Raw genomic sequence first — 15,200 nt, 5'->3', positions numbered from 1 at the left:
TTGAAAACAACAGAATCACCAGAAAAAGCAATCTATTATTTCATCAGCTGCAATAACCCATCAGCGACGCAAAGAAGGATGTTCGCGCAGGGCCTGCACCGCATAGTCGACAAAACCACGAACCCGCGCCGGCGCCTTGCGCCCGCCCTGATAAACCACATGAATCGGCATGGGCGGGAGTTCGAAGTCCTCAAGGACGACTTCCAGCTCACCCGCCGCCACCTGATCCGCGACCTGGTACGACAGGACCCGTGTCAGTCCCAGCCCAAGCGCCGCGGCACTGATCGCTGCCTGGTTGGCGGTCGTCACCAAACGCGGCTCGAGGCGCACATTCAGGGTTTCGCCGGCGACCATGAACGGCCAACTGCGTTGCTGGCCAATGGCAGAGGTCGCGACGATCCGCGCCCGTTGCAGATCCTCGGGATGGGTCGGCCGGCCATACCGCTGCAGGTAATCCGCCGATCCGCAGACCACCCGCCGCACCTGCCCCACCAGCACCGCATGTTGGCTGCTGTCCGGCAGATCACCAATGCGCACCGCGACATCAACGCCCTCCTCGACCATGCTCACCACCCGGTCGACCAGCAAGGCATTGATGCTGACCTCCGGGTATTGCTCGAGGAACCCCACCATGACCGGGGTCACGTACAGGTTGCCGAACAGCACCGGCGCGGTGACCGTCAGTTGCCCACGCGGCTGCGCGTGACTGCCCGCCGCCGACGCTTCAGCTTCCTGAATGTCCGCCAGAATCCGCCGACAGTCTTCCAGGTATCGCTGCCCGGCCTCGGTCAGGTGCACATTGCGCGTGGTACGAATCAGCAACTGCGTGCCAATACGCACCTCCAGCGCCGCCACCGCCCGGGTCACGCTGGCCGCCGATAATCCCAGCCGCCGCGCCGCCGCCGAGAAGCCTTGCTCCTGGGCAACGGTGGTGAAGACTTGCATTTCTTGCAGGCGGTCCATGGGGGCTTCCTCGGGAGAGCGGATGAGTTCACGCCCACGACGGCCCGTCGGCGTTGCGTCGAAAGAAGTCGCGCAGGTGCTCGATAAAGAATGACACCTTCGCGGACAGATTGAGGCGCTCAAGGTAAACCGCATAGATATCCGCCGCAGGTGTCTCGTAATCGCCCAGCACCTCCACCAGCCGACCGGAACGCAAGTGTGCTGCGAGATTCCATTCGGCACGCATCAGAATACCGTGACCATCAAGCGCCCAATTCAATGCCACTTCACCATCGTTGGTGGTCAGGCTTCCATGGACTTTGACTGACTCGGTCTGCTTGCCACGACTGAATCGCCAACTGCCGAACGCCGCGTCGTTCTGGCGCAGGACGATGCAACTGTGCTGCGACAGATCCTTGGGAACCTGCGGATGGCCGAAAGCTTCGAGGTACGCCGGTGCGGCGCACAGTCGGCGACGGTTCGAGGCAATTTTGCGCGCAATCAGCCGAGAATCAGGCAGATCGCCAAAACGGATCGCAACATCGATGGCGTCATCCGGCAAGTTGATCGGCCGGTCGGTCAGGTGCAATTGCACCTCGACTTCAGGGTATCGCCTGGCAAACGAAGAGATCGCCGGCCCGACATGAGTGCGTCCAAACCCCAGGGGGGCATTCACCCTCAGCAGGCCCTTCGGTTCCGCCCGGCTACTGGACACCTGGCGCTCCATTTCCTCGATCTCCCCGAGGATCCGCTGGGCGTTGATCAGATAGAGCTCACCTTCGGCAGTCAGGCTGATGCTGCGCGTCGTCCGGTTGAGCAAACGTACGCCGAGACGGCGCTCCAGAAGCGCCAGGCGTTTCGAGACCGCCGGTGGCGTCAGATTCATCTCGCGGGCTGCCGCCGCCAGGCTTCCGACTCTGATCAACAGGGTGAAAAAGGCCAGCTCGGAGATCGGACTCATCATTAACCTCAAAGACACAATGAAGTGAATTTCATTGTATTACTGATTTTTATGAAAACCATTAATTTAACAGGGTGATTACCCAAGACCCACCTGCGCTCTCATGTGCGCTTTGGCCGCTACCGGCCAGGCGTACGGAGTCCGCGACCGCCAACAAAAAATCCGACTCACAAAAATAATGCGGAGATAAATGGCTATGCGATACCTAGGCAAGCTCTACGTCCAGGTTTTGATCGGCGTCACCGCCGGCATCCTGCTCGGTGTTTTCTGGCCTCAGATCGGCATCGACCTCAAGCCTTTGGGCGACGCCTTCATCAAACTGATCAAGATGGTCTTCGCACCGATCATCTTCGCCACAGTGGTGCTGGGCATCGCCAAGATGGAGAACATGAAGGAATTGGGGCGAGTCGGCGTGCGAGCGCTGATCTATTTCGAGGTCCTCTCGACCTTTGCGCTGGTGCTGGGGCTGATCGTGGTCAACCTCGTGGAACCCGGCAAGGGCATGAACGTCGATGCTGCGACGCTCGATATCGCGAGCATTTCTACCTACACCTCGGCCGCAACCAACTCCGGCGGCTTCATCGACTTCCTGATGAATGTGATCCCGGCGAGCATCGTCGACGCCTTTGCCAAAAATCAGATTCTGCCGATCCTGCTGTTCTCGACACTGTTCGGTATCGCCCTATCGCATCTGGGCCCTCGGGGCAAACCCGTGGTCGATGTGCTCGAAGCCTTCTCACATGGCATGTTTCACATCGTCGGTATGGTCATGCGCGTTGCTCCGCTGGCGGCCTGTGGTGCGATGGCCTTCACCGTCGGCAAGTACGGGCTGGGTTCGATCGTTTCACTCGGCAAGCTGATGGCAACCATGTACATCACCTGCTTCCTGTTCGTGGTGCTCATTCTTGGCTTCATCTCGCGCCTGTCGGGCTTCAGCCTGTGGAAGTTCCTCAAGTACATCAAGGAAGAACTGTTCACCGTGCTGGGCACCAGTTCTTCCGAGTCCGTGGTGCCACAGCTGATGACCAAGCTGGAGAAGGTCGGTGTGTCCAAGCCCGTAGTAGGCCTGGTGATCCCGTCCGGCTTGACCTTCAACCCGGATGGCCAGTGCATCTACTACACCATGGCGGCCATTTTCATTGCCCAGGCCACCAATACCCCGCTGACCCTGATGGATCAGTTGATCGTTCTGGGGGTGTTGTTGCTGACCTCCAAGGGCTCGGCAGGCGTAACGGGTTCAGGCTTCATCACCCTCGCCGCGACGCTGGCGACGATGGACAACATTCCGGTGGCCGGCATGGTCTTGCTGCTCGGTGTCGACCGCTTCATGTCCGAAGCACGGGCCATTACCAACACCATCGGCAACGCAGTCGGGACCATGGCAATCGCCAACTGGGTCGGCGCCCTCGACAAGAAAACCATGGATCAAGTGCTGGACGGCGAACCTGAGCGGGCACACAACCAGCACCAGGAAACAACGCCGCGCCACAGCCCGAGTCCAGTCAAATCAGCCTTGTGATGCAGTAAGGAGAACAACCGTGGATAAAGAAATAGCCGTTGATTCGCTAACCGACGTAATGGCCAAGTTCACCGCTTACATCGGCAAGCGCCTGCCTAAGGATGTCAAAGAGAAGACCGCGAAATTGCGTGCTGCGGAGACCAATCCGCTGGCCATCGCTGTCTACGACTCAATGGCCGACAACCAGGAGTACGCCGACAAGCTGAACCGCCCGAGCTGCCAGGACACCGGGGTCATTCAGTACTTCATTTCTGCCGGTGCGCGTTTCCCGCTCCTCGGCGAGCTGGAAGGCATCCTGGAAAACGCGACAAAAGAGGCAACGATCAAGGGCCCGCTGCGCCACAACGCCGTGGAGACCTTTATCGAAAAAAACACCGGGACCAATACCGGCTCGAAAATTCCATGGCTGGACTGGGAAATCATCCCTGACGCCGACCACGCGATCATCGACGTCTACATGGCAGGCGGCGGCTGCACCTTGCCAGGCTCGGCCAAGGTGTTGATGCCCGGCCAAGGCTACGAAGGGGTGACCGAATTCGTCTTCGACGTAATCACCTCGCGCGGTATCAATGCCTGTCCGCCGCTGCTGGTCGGCGTGGGTGTCTCCACGTCGGTGGAAACCGCGGCACGTCTGTCCAAGCGAGCGATTCTGCGAGAGGTCGACTCCAGCCATCCGAACGAAAGCGCCGCGATGATGGAAAAACTCCTGGAAGACGGTCTCAACGAGATCGGTATCGGTCCACAGGGCTTGACCGGCAACAGCAGCGTGATGGGCGTGAACATCGAGTCATCGGCGCGGCACCCGTCGACCATCGGCGTGGCGGTATCTACCGGCTGCTGGGCTCACCGGCGAGGCAAGATCCGCATCAATGCCGACCTCTCCTACGACATCCTCTCCCATGAAGGAGTAGTACTGTGAAAAAGATCCTCAGCACCCCGATCAAGGACGAGGACCTCGCCAGCCTTAACGTCGGCGACGTGGTCTACCTGACCGGCCAGTTGGTGACGTGCCGCGATGTGGCGCACCGCCGCCTGATCGAGCTCAAACGCGAGCTGCCCGTGGACCTGCGTGGCGGAGCAATCTTCCACGCCGGCCCGATCGTCCGGAAAAAGGACGACGGCAGTTTCGAGATGGTCTCCATCGGCCCGACGACCAGCATGCGCATGGAAAAGTTCGAGAAGGAGTTCATCGAGCAAACCGGCGTCAAACTGATCGTCGGCAAGGGCGGCATGGGACCCGAGACCACCACCGGCTGTCTTGAAAACAAAGCCGTGCATGCGGTGTTCCCTGGCGGCTGCGCGGTGCTCGCGGCGACCCAGGTCGAGGAAATCGAGCGTGCCGAATGGCAGGATCTGGGCATGCCGGAAACCCTCTGGGTGAACCGGGTGCGAGAATTTGGCCCACTGATCATCTCCATCGATACCAAGGGCAACAACTTGTTCGAACAGAACAAACTGCGCTTCAACGAACGCAAAGGCGCGGTGATCGAGAAGATCAACAGCCAGGTGCGCTTCATCAAGTAAAACCTGTACCCGGCCATGACACTCACGCCATGGCCGGGTACTCGTCGTGCAGTCGGCAGCGCCGTCAACCAGCGGCGAACGCATCGCCCCTCTCAGTCTCTGCACGGCGCCATCCAATGCAAACGCTCAGAGATCGCCATGCACAAAGCCAGTCACCACGAACTGCGCAAGACCTTCCGGGCCCTGTTGGCCGGCCAGCAGTCATTTGGCACTGCGTCCGTATTCGATCCATTGTCCGCCAGAATCGCCGCCGATCTGGGTTTCGAGGTCGGTATCCTGGGTGGCTCAGTCGCCTCCCTGCACATTCTGGGTGCCCCCGATATCGCCCTGATCACACTCAGCGAATTTGTCGAGCAGGCCACACGCATAGGGCGAGTTGCTCAACTCCCGATAATCGCCGACGCCGACCATGGCTATGGCAACGCCCTGAATGTCATGCGCACGGTGACTGAACTGGAGCGAGCTGGCGTGGCGGCATTGACCTTGGAGGACACGCAACTGCCGAGCGCTTATGGCGGTCCAGCGTTCTCCCTGATCAGCATCGAGGAAGGCGTCGGCAAGCTGCGCGCAGCGCAACGAGCGCGCGAAGACGCAGAGCTGGTGTTGTTCGCCCGCACCCATGCCAGCGCTCAAACGCTCGACGAAGTCATCCAGCGCACACGTGCCTATCAGGATGCGGGAGCCGATGGCATCTGTCTGGTCGGTGTACAGGACTTCACCCATCTCGAAGCCATCGCCGATAGCCTGCAAGTACCCTTGATGCTGGTGACCTACGGCAACACGGCACTGCGTGATCCGCAACGCTTGAGCCAGTTGGGCGTACGTATTGTGGTAGATGGTCATGCCGCCTGTTTCGCCGCGATCAAAGCGACATACGACAGCTTGCGCGAACAGCGGGGCATGGCCGCGGACAGCAGAACCACTGCCTCACAGCTGACTCACCGCTATACCGCGCCAGACGACTACGAAACCTGGGCAAAAGCGTTCATGAGTCTGACGGACTAAACATCAGTTGTGATAATCGCCGGGGTTAAAAAAATCGCAGCCAAGGCTGCGATTTTTTCAAAACTCGACACTGTGGATAACTTATTCCACCGTCACCGACTTCGCCAGGTTGCGCGGCTGGTCGACGTCGGTGCCCTTGAGCACGGCGACGTAGTACGAGAGCAGTTGCAGCGGAATGGTGTAGAGAATCGGCGACAGGATGTCGTGGATATGCGGCATGTTCACCACGTGGGTGCCTTCACCGTTGCTCATGCCGGCTTTTTCGTCAGCGAAGACGATCAGCTGGCCGCCACGGGCACGGACTTCCTGCAGGTTGGATTTGAGCTTTTCCAGCAGTTCGTTGTTCGGGGCAACGGTGACGACCGGCATGTCGTTGTCGACCAGCGCCAGTGGGCCGTGTTTCAGCTCGCCCGCCGGGTAGGCTTCAGCGTGGATGTAGGAGATTTCCTTGAGCTTGAGCGCCCCTTCCATCGCTACCGGGAATTGCGCGCCACGGCCGAGGAACAGGGTGTGGTGTTTCTCGGCAAACAGCTCGGCGACTTTCTCTACGGTGCTGTCCATCGCCAGGGCTTCGCCCAGGCGCGCTGGCAAGCGACGCAGTTCTTCGACCAATTTGGCTTCCACACCTTCCCCCAGGGTGCCGCGCACCTGGCCCAGGGACAGGGTCAGCAGGAGCAGGCCGACCAATTGGGTGGTGAAGGCTTTGGTCGAGGCCACGCCGATTTCACGACCGGCCTGGGTCAGCAGGGTCAGGTCGGATTCGCGCACCAGCGAGCTGATGCCGACGTTGCAGATCGCCAGGCTGGCGAGGAAGCCCAGCTCCTTGGCATTGCGCAGCGCGGCCAGGGTGTCGGCGGTTTCGCCGGACTGGGAAATGGTCACAAACAGCGAGTCCGGTTGCACCACCACCTTGCGGTAGCGGAACTCACTGGCCACTTCGACCTGGCACGGAATACCGGCCAGCTCTTCGAGCCAGTAACGAGCAACCATCCCGGCGTGATAGCTGGTACCGCAGGCGACGATCTGCACATTGCGGACCTTGGCGAACAGCTCGGCCGCTTGTGGGCCAAAGGCCTGCACCAGTACCTGGCCCTGGCTCAGGCGACCTTCCAGGGTGCGTTGCACCACAGCCGGTTGTTCGTGGATTTCCTTGAGCATGAAGTGGCGGTACTCGCCCTTCTCGGCCGATTCGGCGCTGTCGCGGTACTGCACGGTTTCACGCTCGACGGCCTTGCCGTCGATGTCCCAGATTTGCACGCTGTCGCGGCGAATCTCGGCGATATCGCCTTCTTCCAGGTACATGAAACGGTCGGTCACCTGACGCAGGGCCAACTGGTCGGAGGCGAGGAAGTTCTCGCCCAGGCCCAGGCCGATCACCAACGGGCTGCCACTGCGAGCGGCCACCAGGCGGTCCGGCTGCTTGGCGTTGATCACCGCCAGACCGTAGGCGCCGTGCAGTTCCTTGACGGTGGCCTTGAGGGCTATGGTCAGGTCCGGCTGGTCCTTGAGTTTGTGGTTGAGCAGGTGGGCGATGACTTCGGTGTCGGTGTCCGAAGTGAACTCATACCCCAGCGCCTTGAGCTGTGCGCGCAGGACTTCATGGTTTTCGATGATGCCGTTGTGCACCACCGCCAGATCGCCGGAGAAATGCGGGTGGGCGTTACGCTCGCACGGGGCACCGTGGGTGGCCCAGCGGGTGTGGGCGATGCCGAGGCGGCCAACCAGTGGTGCAGCTTCCAGGGCCAGTTCCAGTTCGCTGACCTTGCCCGGCCGACGCATGCGCTGCAGCGAATTGTCGTTGGTGTACACCGCCACACCGGCGCTGTCATAGCCACGGTATTCAAGGCGCTTGAGGCCTTCGAGCAAAATCGCGGTGATGTTACGTTCGGCGACTGCGCCAACAATTCCACACATGTTATTTCTCCTGGCTGACGCCCGCGCAAATCAAATGAATGCCACGGGCCCGAATCTGATCGCGCGCGTCATCAGGCAGGCGATCGTCGGTAATGAGGGTATGGACGCTGCTCCAGGGCAGTTCCAGGTTGGGGATTTTGCGGCCGATCTTGTCGGATTCGACCATCACGATCACTTCACGGGCCACTTCGGCCATGACCCGGCTGAGGCCGAGCAATTCATTGAAAGTCGTGGTGCCACGGACCAGGTCGATGCCATCGGCACCAATGAACAACTGGTCGAAATCGTAAGAGCGTAGTACCTGCTCGGCCACTTGCCCCTGGAAGGATTCCGAATGCGGGTCCCAGGTGCCGCCGGTCATCAACAGCACGGGCTCATGCTCAAGCTCGCTCAAGGCGTTGGCGACGTGCAGGGAATTGGTCATGACCACCAGCCCTGGCTGCAGGCCAAGCTGGGGAATCATCGCGGCGGTGGTGCTGCCACTGTCGATGATGATTCGAGCGTGCTCGCGAATCCGCGTGACGGCGGCGCGGGCGATGGCTTGTTTGTACTGGGAGACGGGTTGACCTGGCTCACTGACCAGTTCCTGCGGCATGGTGATCGCGCCACCATAACGACGCAGCAACAAACCATGGCTTTCCAGCGCGGCCAGGTCCTTGCGAATCGTCACTTCCGAGGTCTCGAAGCGCTTGGCCAATTCGTCCACACTGACTTCACCCTGCTCGGTGAGCAAGGCAAGGATGTTATGGCGACGTTGAGGGGTATTACGCTTCGACATGCTGACAAGTTTCGTTTCGAAAGATAACGAAAGCAATCAAAACCGATCAGCGGAAATTCGTCAAGCAGGCAAGAGAAAAAATCCTTGTGGATAGAAAGCACTGTGGGCAAGTCCGTCGAGTCCAGACTTGCCCACAATCAAGTGCATTCAGCATGTGCATAACTGCACATGTGGATAACTCAAGACTTTTTGACTTTCTCCGGACGCTTCCAGCCATCGATGTTCTTCTGCCGAGCACGGCCCACCGCCAGCTGAGACTTATCCACATCGGAAGTGATGGTCGAGCCGGCGGCAGTGGTCGCACCACTGGCGATATCCACAGGTGCGACCAAGGAGTTGTTCGACCCGATGAACACGTCCTCACCCAAGGTGGTCTTCCACTTGTTCACCCCATCGTAGTTGCAGGTGATGGTGCCGGCGCCGATATTGGTCCGCGCGCCAATTTCGGCGTCGCCCAGGTACGTCAGGTGACCGGCCTTGGCGCCTTCGCCCAGATGCGCATTCTTCAGTTCGACAAAGTTACCCACATGAGCCCGGGCTTCCAGCACTGTGCCTGGGCGCAAACGGGCGAATGGGCCGGCGTCGCTGCCCTCACCCATCACGGCGCCTTCGATGTGGCTGTTGGCCTTGATCACCACACCTTTGCGCAGGGTGCTGTCCTTGATCACGCAGTTCGGGCCGATCACCACGTCGTCCTCGATCACCACCCGGCCTTCAAGAATGACGTTGATATCGATGAGCACATCGCGACCTACGGTCACTTCACCACGCACATCAAAACGGGCAGGATCGCGCAGGGTCACCCCTTGGGCCATCAAACGTCGGCTGGCACGCAGTTGGTAATGACGCTCCAGTTCGGCGAGTTGCTTGCGGTCGTTGGCGCCCTGCACTTCCATGGCGTCATGGGGTTGCTCGGTGGCCACCACGAGGCCATCGCTGACCGCCATGGCGATCACGTCGGTGAGGTAGTACTCGCCCTGGGCATTGTTGTTCGACAGCCGGCCCATCCACTCGCCCAACCGCGCGGAAGGCAGCGCGAGGATACCGGTGTTGCCCTCGGTGATTGCCCGCTGGGCTTCGTTGGCGTCTTTCTGCTCGACAATGGCCGCGACCTTGCCCGCGGCATCGCGCACGATCCGACCATAACCGGTCGGGTCGTCCAGTTCGACGGTCAGCAAGCCCAGTTGTTGCGGCGCGACGTGAGTGAGCAGGCGTTGCAGGGTCTCGACTTCGATCAGCGGCACGTCGCCGTAGAGAATCAGCACGGTATCGGCGGTGATGAAGGGTACCGCCTGGGCCACTGCATGGCCGGTGCCCAGTTGTTTGTCCTGCAGGACGAAATTCAGGTCATCGGCCGCCAGGCGCTCGCGAACGGCATCAGCACCGTGCCCGATCACCACGTGAATGCGCTGTGGCTGAAGCTGACGGGCGCTGTGGATAACATGGCCCAGCATCGAATTGCCCGCGACCGGGTGGAGTACTTTCGGCAGGGCCGAACGCATGCGGGTGCCCTGACCTGCGGCGAGGATAACGATTTCTAGCGACATGACTGGCTACCAATCCTGGGTGGTCAGCGGCTGCGACCAAGAGATGAATATCTGAAAAAGAAAAAGGGTAGCCGAGGCTACCCTTTTTAATCAATCACGCAGTCGTTGCAACGGCTGATGCCGTCTTACTTCCTGCGGATCTGCTGGAGAGTACGCAGCTGAGCTGCGGCCTCGGCCAGGCGTGCTGCAGCGGCACCGTAATCGAACTCGGCGCCTTGTTCATGCAGGGCCTTCTCGGCAGCCTTGACGGCTTCCTGAGCGGAGGCTTCATCCAGGTCGGCAGCACGTTGCACGGTGTCGGCAAGAACCTTGACCATGTTCGGCTGAACCTCGAGGAAACCACCCGAGACGTAGAACACCTCGGTTTCCCCACCCTGCTTGATCAGGCGGATCGGACCCGGTTTCAGATTAGTGATCAGCGGCGCGTGACCCAGGGCGATACCAAGATCACCCAGTGCACCGTGCGCAATCACCATCTCGACCAGACCGGAAAAGATTTCCCCTTCCGCGCTGACGATGTCGCAATGGACTGTCATATTAGCCATCTGATTGCCTCAACCTGATTAGCGCCCGTTTCCGGGCGCCGGAATTACAGTTTCTTGGCTTTCTCGATCGCTTCTTCGATGCCGCCAACCATGTAGAACGCTTGTTCTGGCAGATGGTCGTAGTCACCGTTGAGGATGCCTTTGAAGCCAGCAATAGTGTCTTTCAGGGAAACGTATTTACCCGAAGCACCGGTGAAGACTTCAGCCACGAAGAACGGCTGCGACAAGAAACGCTGGATCTTACGAGCACGGTTTACCAACTGCTTGTCGGCTTCCGACAGCTCGTCCATACCCAGGATCGCAATGATGTCCTTCAGTTCTTTGTAACGCTGCAGCACGTACTGAACACCGCGAGCGGTATCGTAGTGGTCGTTGCCGATCACGTTCGGATCCAGCTGACGCGAAGTCGAGTCCAGTGGGTCTACCGCTGGGTAGATACCCAGGGAAGCGATGTCACGGGACAGAACGACGGTGGCGTCCAAGTGGGCGAAGGTGGTCGCTGGCGACGGGTCGGTCAAGTCGTCCGCTGGTACGTATACCGCCTGGATCGAAGTAATCGAACCTTGCTTGGTCGAAGTGATACGCTCTTGCAGAACGCCCATCTCTTCAGCCAGGGTCGGCTGGTAACCTACTGCCGAAGGCATACGGCCCAGCAGTGCGGATACTTCAGTACCGGCCAGGGTGTAACGATAGATGTTGTCGACGAACAGCAGAACGTCGTTACCTTCGTCACGGAACTTCTCAGCCATGGTCAGGCCAGTCAGCGCTACGCGCAGACGGTTTCCTGGTGGCTCGTTCATTTGGCCGTATACCAGAGCAACCTTGTCCAGTACGTTGGAATCCTTCATCTCGTGGTAGAAGTCGTTACCCTCACGAGTACGCTCACCCACACCGGCGAACACGGAATAACCGCTGTGCTCGATGGCGATGTTACGGATCAGTTCCATCATGTTTACGGTTTTGCCTACACCGGCACCACCGAACAGACCAACCTTACCACCCTTGGCGAACGGGCAAACCAGGTCGATTACCTTGATGCCGGTTTCCAGCAGGTCGTTGCCGCCTGCCTGCTCTGCGAACGTAGGCGCAGCGCGGTGGATACCCCAACGCTCGTCGGTGTCGATCGGACCCGCTTCGTCGATCGGGTTGCCCAGAACGTCCATGATCCGGCCCAGGGTCGCTTTACCGACTGGTACGGAGATGGCTGCGCCAGTGTTGTTGACGTCCAGACCGCGCTTCAAGCCTTCGGTGGAGCCCATCGCAATGGTACGCACCACGCCGTCGCCCAGCTGCTGCTGAACTTCCAGAGTGGTTTCGGCGCCTTGAACTTTCAAGGCGTCGTAGATGCTCGGTACGCTGTCGCGTGGGAATTCCACGTCGATAACGGCGCCGATGATTTGAACGATACGTCCGCTACTCATAGCTGGATCCTCTGAATATTTGAACCGTTAAACCGCGGCAGCGCCGCCGACGATTTCCGAGATCTCTTGGGTGATCGCAGCCTGACGCGCCTTGTTGTAGACCAGCTGCAATTCGCTGATCAAATCACCGGCGTTGTCGGTAGCGTTCTTCATCGCGATCATCCGCGCCGCTTGTTCAGCTGCGTTGTTCTCGACCACCGCCTGGTAGACCTGCGACTCGACGTAACGGACCATCAAGCCGTCGAGCAGCTCCTTGGCATCCGGTTCGTAGAGATAGTCCCAGTGGTGCTTGAGTTCCTGATCCGGGGTTGCCACCAGTGGAATCAACTGCTCCACGGTAGGCGTTTGCGTCATGGTGTTGATGAACTTGTTGGAGACTACGGACAGGCGGTCAATACGGCCGTCCAGGTAGGCATCCAGCATCACCTTGACGCTGCCGATCAGATCATTGATCGACGGCTCTTCACCCAGGTGGCTGATAGCTGCGACGACGTTACCGCCGAAGTTGCGGAAGAAAGCCGCACCCTTGCTACCAACAACACACAGATCGATCTCGACGCCGTTTTCACGGTTTACCGCCATGTCCTTGACCAGGGCCTTGAACAGGTTGGTGTTCAAGCCACCACACAGACCACGGTCACTGCTCACCACGACATAACCAACGCGCTTTACTTCACGGTCGATCATGAATGGGTGGCGATATTCCGGGTTGGCGTTGGCCAGATGACCAATAACCTGGCGGATGCGCTCCGCATAAGGACGGCTAGCAGCCATGCGCAGTTGTGCCTTGCGCATTTTGCTGACCGCCACTTTTTCCATGGCGCTGGTAATTTTTTGCGTGCTTTTGATGCTCGCAATCTTACTGCGAATCTCTTTTGCGCCTGCCATGTAACACCTATCAGGTTAGCAAGCGGGAGCCTCGCGGCCCCCGCTGCGGCTTACCAGGTTTGGGTGGCCTTGAACTTCTCGATACCGGCTTTCAGGCCAGCGTCGATTTCGTCATTGAAGTCACCCTTCACGTTGATCTTCGCCATCAAGGCGGCGTGATCGCGGTTGAAGTAAGCAATCAGCGCTTGTTCGAAGCTGCCGACTTTGGCGTTTTCAATGTCAGTCAGGAACCCACGCTCAGCGGCATACAGCGACAGCGACATGTCGGCGATCGACATTGGCGCGTATTGCTTCTGCTTCATCAGCTCGGTTACGCGCTGACCATGCTCAAGTTGCTTACGGGTCGCTTCGTCCAGGTCAGAAGCGAACTGGGCGAATGCCGCCAGTTCACGGTACTGAGCCAGAGCGGTACGGATACCACCGGACAGCTTCTTGATGATCTTGGTCTGAGCGGCACCACCCACACGGGATACCGAAACACCGGCGTTCACTGCAGGGCGGATGCCCGAGTTGAACATGGCCGATTCCAGGAAGATCTGACCGTCGGTGATGGAAATCACGTTGGTCGGAACGAACGCGGAAACGTCGCCAGCCTGGGTTTCGATGATCGGCAGTGCGGTCAGGGAACCGGTTTTGCCGGTCACTGCGCCGTTGGTGAACTTCTCTACGTACTCTTCCGAAACGCGGGATGCGCGCTCCAGCAGACGGGAGTGGAGATAGAACACGTCGCCTGGGTAAGCTTCACGGCCTGGTGGACGGCGCAGCAGCAGGGAAATCTGGCGGTAAGCCACTGCTTGCTTGGACAGATCGTCATAAACGATCAGCGCGTCTTCACCGCGGTCGCGGAAGTATTCGCCCATGGTGCAACCGGAGTACGGTGCCAGGTATTGCAGTGCAGGAGATTCCGAAGCACTGGCAGCCACGATGATCGTGTTGGCCAGAGCGCCGTTTTCTTCCAGCTTGCGCACAACGTTGGCGATGGTCGATTGTTTCTGACCGATTGCTACGTATACGCAGAAAATGCCGCTGTCTTTCTGGTTGATGATCGCGTCGATCGCCAGAGCGGTTTTACCGATCTGACGGTCACCGATGATCAGCTCACGCTGGCCACGGCCGACAGGGATCATGGCATCGACAGCCTTGTAGCCAGTCTGTACAGGCTGGTCTACCGACTTACGCCAGATCACGCCTGGAGCAACTTTCTCGACCGCGTCGGTCTCGGTGTTGTTCAGCGGACCTTTGCCGTCAACTGGGTTACCCAGTGCGTCGACTACGCGACCCAGCAGTTCCTTACCAACTGGAACTTCGAGGATGCGGCCAGTGCACTTGGCGCTCATGCCTTCGGCAAGAGACTGGTAAGCGCCCAATACAACGGCACCTACGGAGTCTTGCTCCAGGTTGAGGGCCATACCGTAGACGCCGCCCGGAAACTCGATCATCTCGCCGTACATTACGTCGGCCAGACCGTGAATCCGCACGATGCCGTCAGATACGCTGACGACAGTGCCTTCGTTACGGGCTTGGGAGGTCACATCGAGCTTGTCGATGCGGCCCTTGATAATTTCACTTATTTCGGAAGGATTGAGTTGCTGCATTGCTCTGCTGCCCCTTCAAACTCAAGATTTCAATGCTTCGGCAAGTTTCGCGATTTTGCCGCGAATCGAGCCATCGATAACCAGGTCGCCGGCGCGGATGACAACACCACCAATAAGGGAGCTGTCTTCCTCGACTTGCAGGCGCACTTCCCGGTTGAGTCGTGCACTGAGAACCTTGGCGAGTTTGTCTTGCTGTTCTTGGTTCAATGCAAAAGCACTGGTCACTTCCACGTCTACCGACTTCTCTTGTTCGGCCTTGTACAGGTCGAACAGAGCGGCGATCTCCGGCAACAGCGGGAGACGGTCGTTTTCGGCAACGACGTGGATGAAGTTCTGTACCTTCACATCAAACTTGTCGCCGCACACGTCAATGAACGTGGCGGCCTTTTCTGCGCTCGTCAGTCGCGGGGCCTTGAGCACGCGCAGCATGGTGTCGTCTTGCGACACCGCTGCTGCCAGGCCGAGCATGGCTGACCAATTGGCCAGTTGCTGGTGGGCCTGAGCGTGCTCGAAGGCCGCCTTAGCGTAAGGTCGGGCCAACGTGGTCAGTTCTGCCATGAT

At 59.2% G+C, this 15,200-nt stretch carries 14 protein-coding genes; 4 read left to right on the top strand and 10 right to left on the bottom strand.

Features of this window, described 5'->3' with window-relative positions:
- Window positions 1-60: 60 nt before the first annotated feature.
- Both ACZYR5_RS04815 and ACZYR5_RS04810 read right to left on the bottom strand, forming a co-directional pair.
- Window positions 61-963 carry a LysR family transcriptional regulator gene (locus ACZYR5_RS04815; RefSeq protein ID WP_489088940.1) on the bottom strand — a complete coding sequence of 301 codons (903 nt, stop codon included), beginning with the start codon at window positions 961-963 and terminating at the stop codon, window positions 61-63.
- Window positions 964-991: 28 nt separating this feature from the next.
- On the bottom strand, window positions 992-1,903 hold the full coding sequence (locus ACZYR5_RS04810) for a LysR family transcriptional regulator (protein ID WP_489088941.1): 912 nt from the start codon (window positions 1,901-1,903) through the stop codon (window positions 992-994).
- Window positions 1,904-2,093: 190 nt separating this feature from the next.
- Here ACZYR5_RS04810 and ACZYR5_RS04805 point away from each other — a divergent pair, with 190 nt between their 5' ends.
- The 4 genes from ACZYR5_RS04805 to ACZYR5_RS04790 all read left to right on the top strand — a co-directional run bounded on the left by ACZYR5_RS04805 (window position 2,094) and on the right by ACZYR5_RS04790 (window position 5,951).
- The gene (locus ACZYR5_RS04805; RefSeq protein ID WP_489088942.1) at window positions 2,094-3,422 is read left to right on the top strand and encodes a dicarboxylate/amino acid:cation symporter; all 1,329 of its coding nucleotides are present in this window, start codon (window positions 2,094-2,096) and stop codon (window positions 3,420-3,422) included.
- A gap of 19 nt (window positions 3,423-3,441) precedes the next feature.
- Window positions 3,442-4,341: a L(+)-tartrate dehydratase subunit alpha gene (gene ttdA, locus ACZYR5_RS04800; RefSeq protein ID WP_489088943.1), complete on the top strand. Its 900-nt coding sequence runs from the start codon at window positions 3,442-3,444 to the stop codon at window positions 4,339-4,341.
- Window positions 4,338-4,946: a L(+)-tartrate dehydratase subunit beta gene (gene ttdB / locus ACZYR5_RS04795; protein ID WP_489088944.1), complete on the top strand. Its 609-nt coding sequence runs from the start codon at window positions 4,338-4,340 to the stop codon at window positions 4,944-4,946. The genes ttdA and ttdB overlap by 4 nt, the downstream gene beginning before the upstream one ends.
- A 138-nt stretch (window positions 4,947-5,084) precedes the next feature.
- Window positions 5,085-5,951, top strand: a complete 867-nt coding sequence (locus tag ACZYR5_RS04790) for an isocitrate lyase/PEP mutase family protein (RefSeq protein WP_489088945.1) — start codon at window positions 5,085-5,087, stop codon at window positions 5,949-5,951.
- A gap of 81 nt (window positions 5,952-6,032) precedes the next feature.
- On the opposite strand, the gene glmS is transcribed toward ACZYR5_RS04790, so the two are convergent.
- The 8 genes from glmS to ACZYR5_RS04750 form a co-directional block, all read right to left on the bottom strand.
- Entirely contained in the window at window positions 6,033-7,865 is a 1,833-nt protein-coding gene (gene glmS / locus ACZYR5_RS04785) for a glutamine--fructose-6-phosphate transaminase (isomerizing) (RefSeq protein ID WP_489088946.1), read from the bottom strand.
- A gap of 1 nt (window position 7,866) precedes the next feature.
- Window positions 7,867-8,643, bottom strand: coding sequence for a DeoR/GlpR family DNA-binding transcription regulator (locus tag ACZYR5_RS04780; protein ID WP_489088947.1), 777 nt, complete (start codon window positions 8,641-8,643; stop codon window positions 7,867-7,869).
- A 179-nt stretch (window positions 8,644-8,822) separates the two neighbouring features.
- On the bottom strand, window positions 8,823-10,190 hold the full coding sequence (glmU, locus tag ACZYR5_RS04775) for a bifunctional UDP-N-acetylglucosamine diphosphorylase/glucosamine-1-phosphate N-acetyltransferase GlmU (protein ID WP_489088948.1): 1,368 nt from the start codon (window positions 10,188-10,190) through the stop codon (window positions 8,823-8,825).
- A gap of 125 nt (window positions 10,191-10,315) precedes the next feature.
- Complete coding sequence (locus ACZYR5_RS04770; protein WP_489089059.1) at window positions 10,316-10,726, bottom strand: F0F1 ATP synthase subunit epsilon; 411 nt, start codon at window positions 10,724-10,726, stop codon at window positions 10,316-10,318.
- A gap of 53 nt (window positions 10,727-10,779) precedes the next feature.
- Entirely contained in the window at window positions 10,780-12,156 is a 1,377-nt protein-coding gene (gene atpD, locus ACZYR5_RS04765) for a F0F1 ATP synthase subunit beta (RefSeq protein ID WP_489088949.1), read from the bottom strand.
- Window positions 12,157-12,183: 27 nt separating this feature from the next.
- Window positions 12,184-13,044 carry a F0F1 ATP synthase subunit gamma gene (gene atpG, locus ACZYR5_RS04760; RefSeq protein ID WP_489088950.1) on the bottom strand — a complete coding sequence of 287 codons (861 nt, stop codon included), beginning with the start codon at window positions 13,042-13,044 and terminating at the stop codon, window positions 12,184-12,186.
- Window positions 13,045-13,094: 50 nt separating this feature from the next.
- Window positions 13,095-14,639: a F0F1 ATP synthase subunit alpha gene (atpA, locus tag ACZYR5_RS04755; protein WP_489088951.1), complete on the bottom strand. Its 1,545-nt coding sequence runs from the start codon at window positions 14,637-14,639 to the stop codon at window positions 13,095-13,097.
- A 21-nt stretch (window positions 14,640-14,660) separates the two neighbouring features.
- Window positions 14,661-15,197 (bottom strand): F0F1 ATP synthase subunit delta, encoded by a 537-nt coding sequence (locus ACZYR5_RS04750; protein ID WP_027616705.1) that lies wholly within the window; start codon window positions 15,195-15,197, stop codon window positions 14,661-14,663.
- Window positions 15,198-15,200 lie beyond the last annotated feature (3 nt).

Source organism: Pseudomonas sp. F007 (assembly GCF_057814275.1).
Note: the sequence above shows the minus strand (reverse complement) of the source record. Positions and strands in the feature narration are given on the sequence as shown.

Bases quoted from the DNA above. Each gene is read 5' to 3' on its own strand.
- ACZYR5_RS04815 (WP_489088940.1), bottom strand. From the start codon at position 963: ATGGACCGCCTGCAAGAAATGCAAGTCTTCACCACCGTTGCCCAGGAG.
- ACZYR5_RS04810 (WP_489088941.1), bottom strand. From the start codon at position 1,903: ATGAGTCCGATCTCCGAGCTGGCCTTTTTCACCCTGTTGATCAGAGTC.
- ACZYR5_RS04805 (WP_489088942.1), top strand. From the start codon at position 2,094: ATGGCTATGCGATACCTAGGCAAGCTCTACGTCCAGGTTTTGATCGGC.
- ACZYR5_RS04790 (WP_489088945.1), top strand. From the start codon at position 5,085: ATGCACAAAGCCAGTCACCACGAACTGCGCAAGACCTTCCGGGCCCTG.
- glmS (WP_489088946.1), bottom strand. From the start codon at position 7,865: ATGTGTGGAATTGTTGGCGCAGTCGCCGAACGTAACATCACCGCGATT.
- ACZYR5_RS04780 (WP_489088947.1), bottom strand. From the start codon at position 8,643: ATGTCGAAGCGTAATACCCCTCAACGTCGCCATAACATCCTTGCCTTG.
- glmU (WP_489088948.1), bottom strand. From the start codon at position 10,190: ATGTCGCTAGAAATCGTTATCCTCGCCGCAGGTCAGGGCACCCGCATG.
- ACZYR5_RS04770 (WP_489089059.1), bottom strand. From the start codon at position 10,726: ATGACAGTCCATTGCGACATCGTCAGCGCGGAAGGGGAAATCTTTTCC.
- atpD (WP_489088949.1), bottom strand. From the start codon at position 12,156: ATGAGTAGCGGACGTATCGTTCAAATCATCGGCGCCGTTATCGACGTG.
- atpG (WP_489088950.1), bottom strand. From the start codon at position 13,044: ATGGCAGGCGCAAAAGAGATTCGCAGTAAGATTGCGAGCATCAAAAGC.
- atpA (WP_489088951.1), bottom strand. From the start codon at position 14,639: ATGCAGCAACTCAATCCTTCCGAAATAAGTGAAATTATCAAGGGCCGC.
- ACZYR5_RS04750 (WP_027616705.1), bottom strand. From the start codon at position 15,197: ATGGCAGAACTGACCACGTTGGCCCGACCTTACGCTAAGGCGGCCTTC.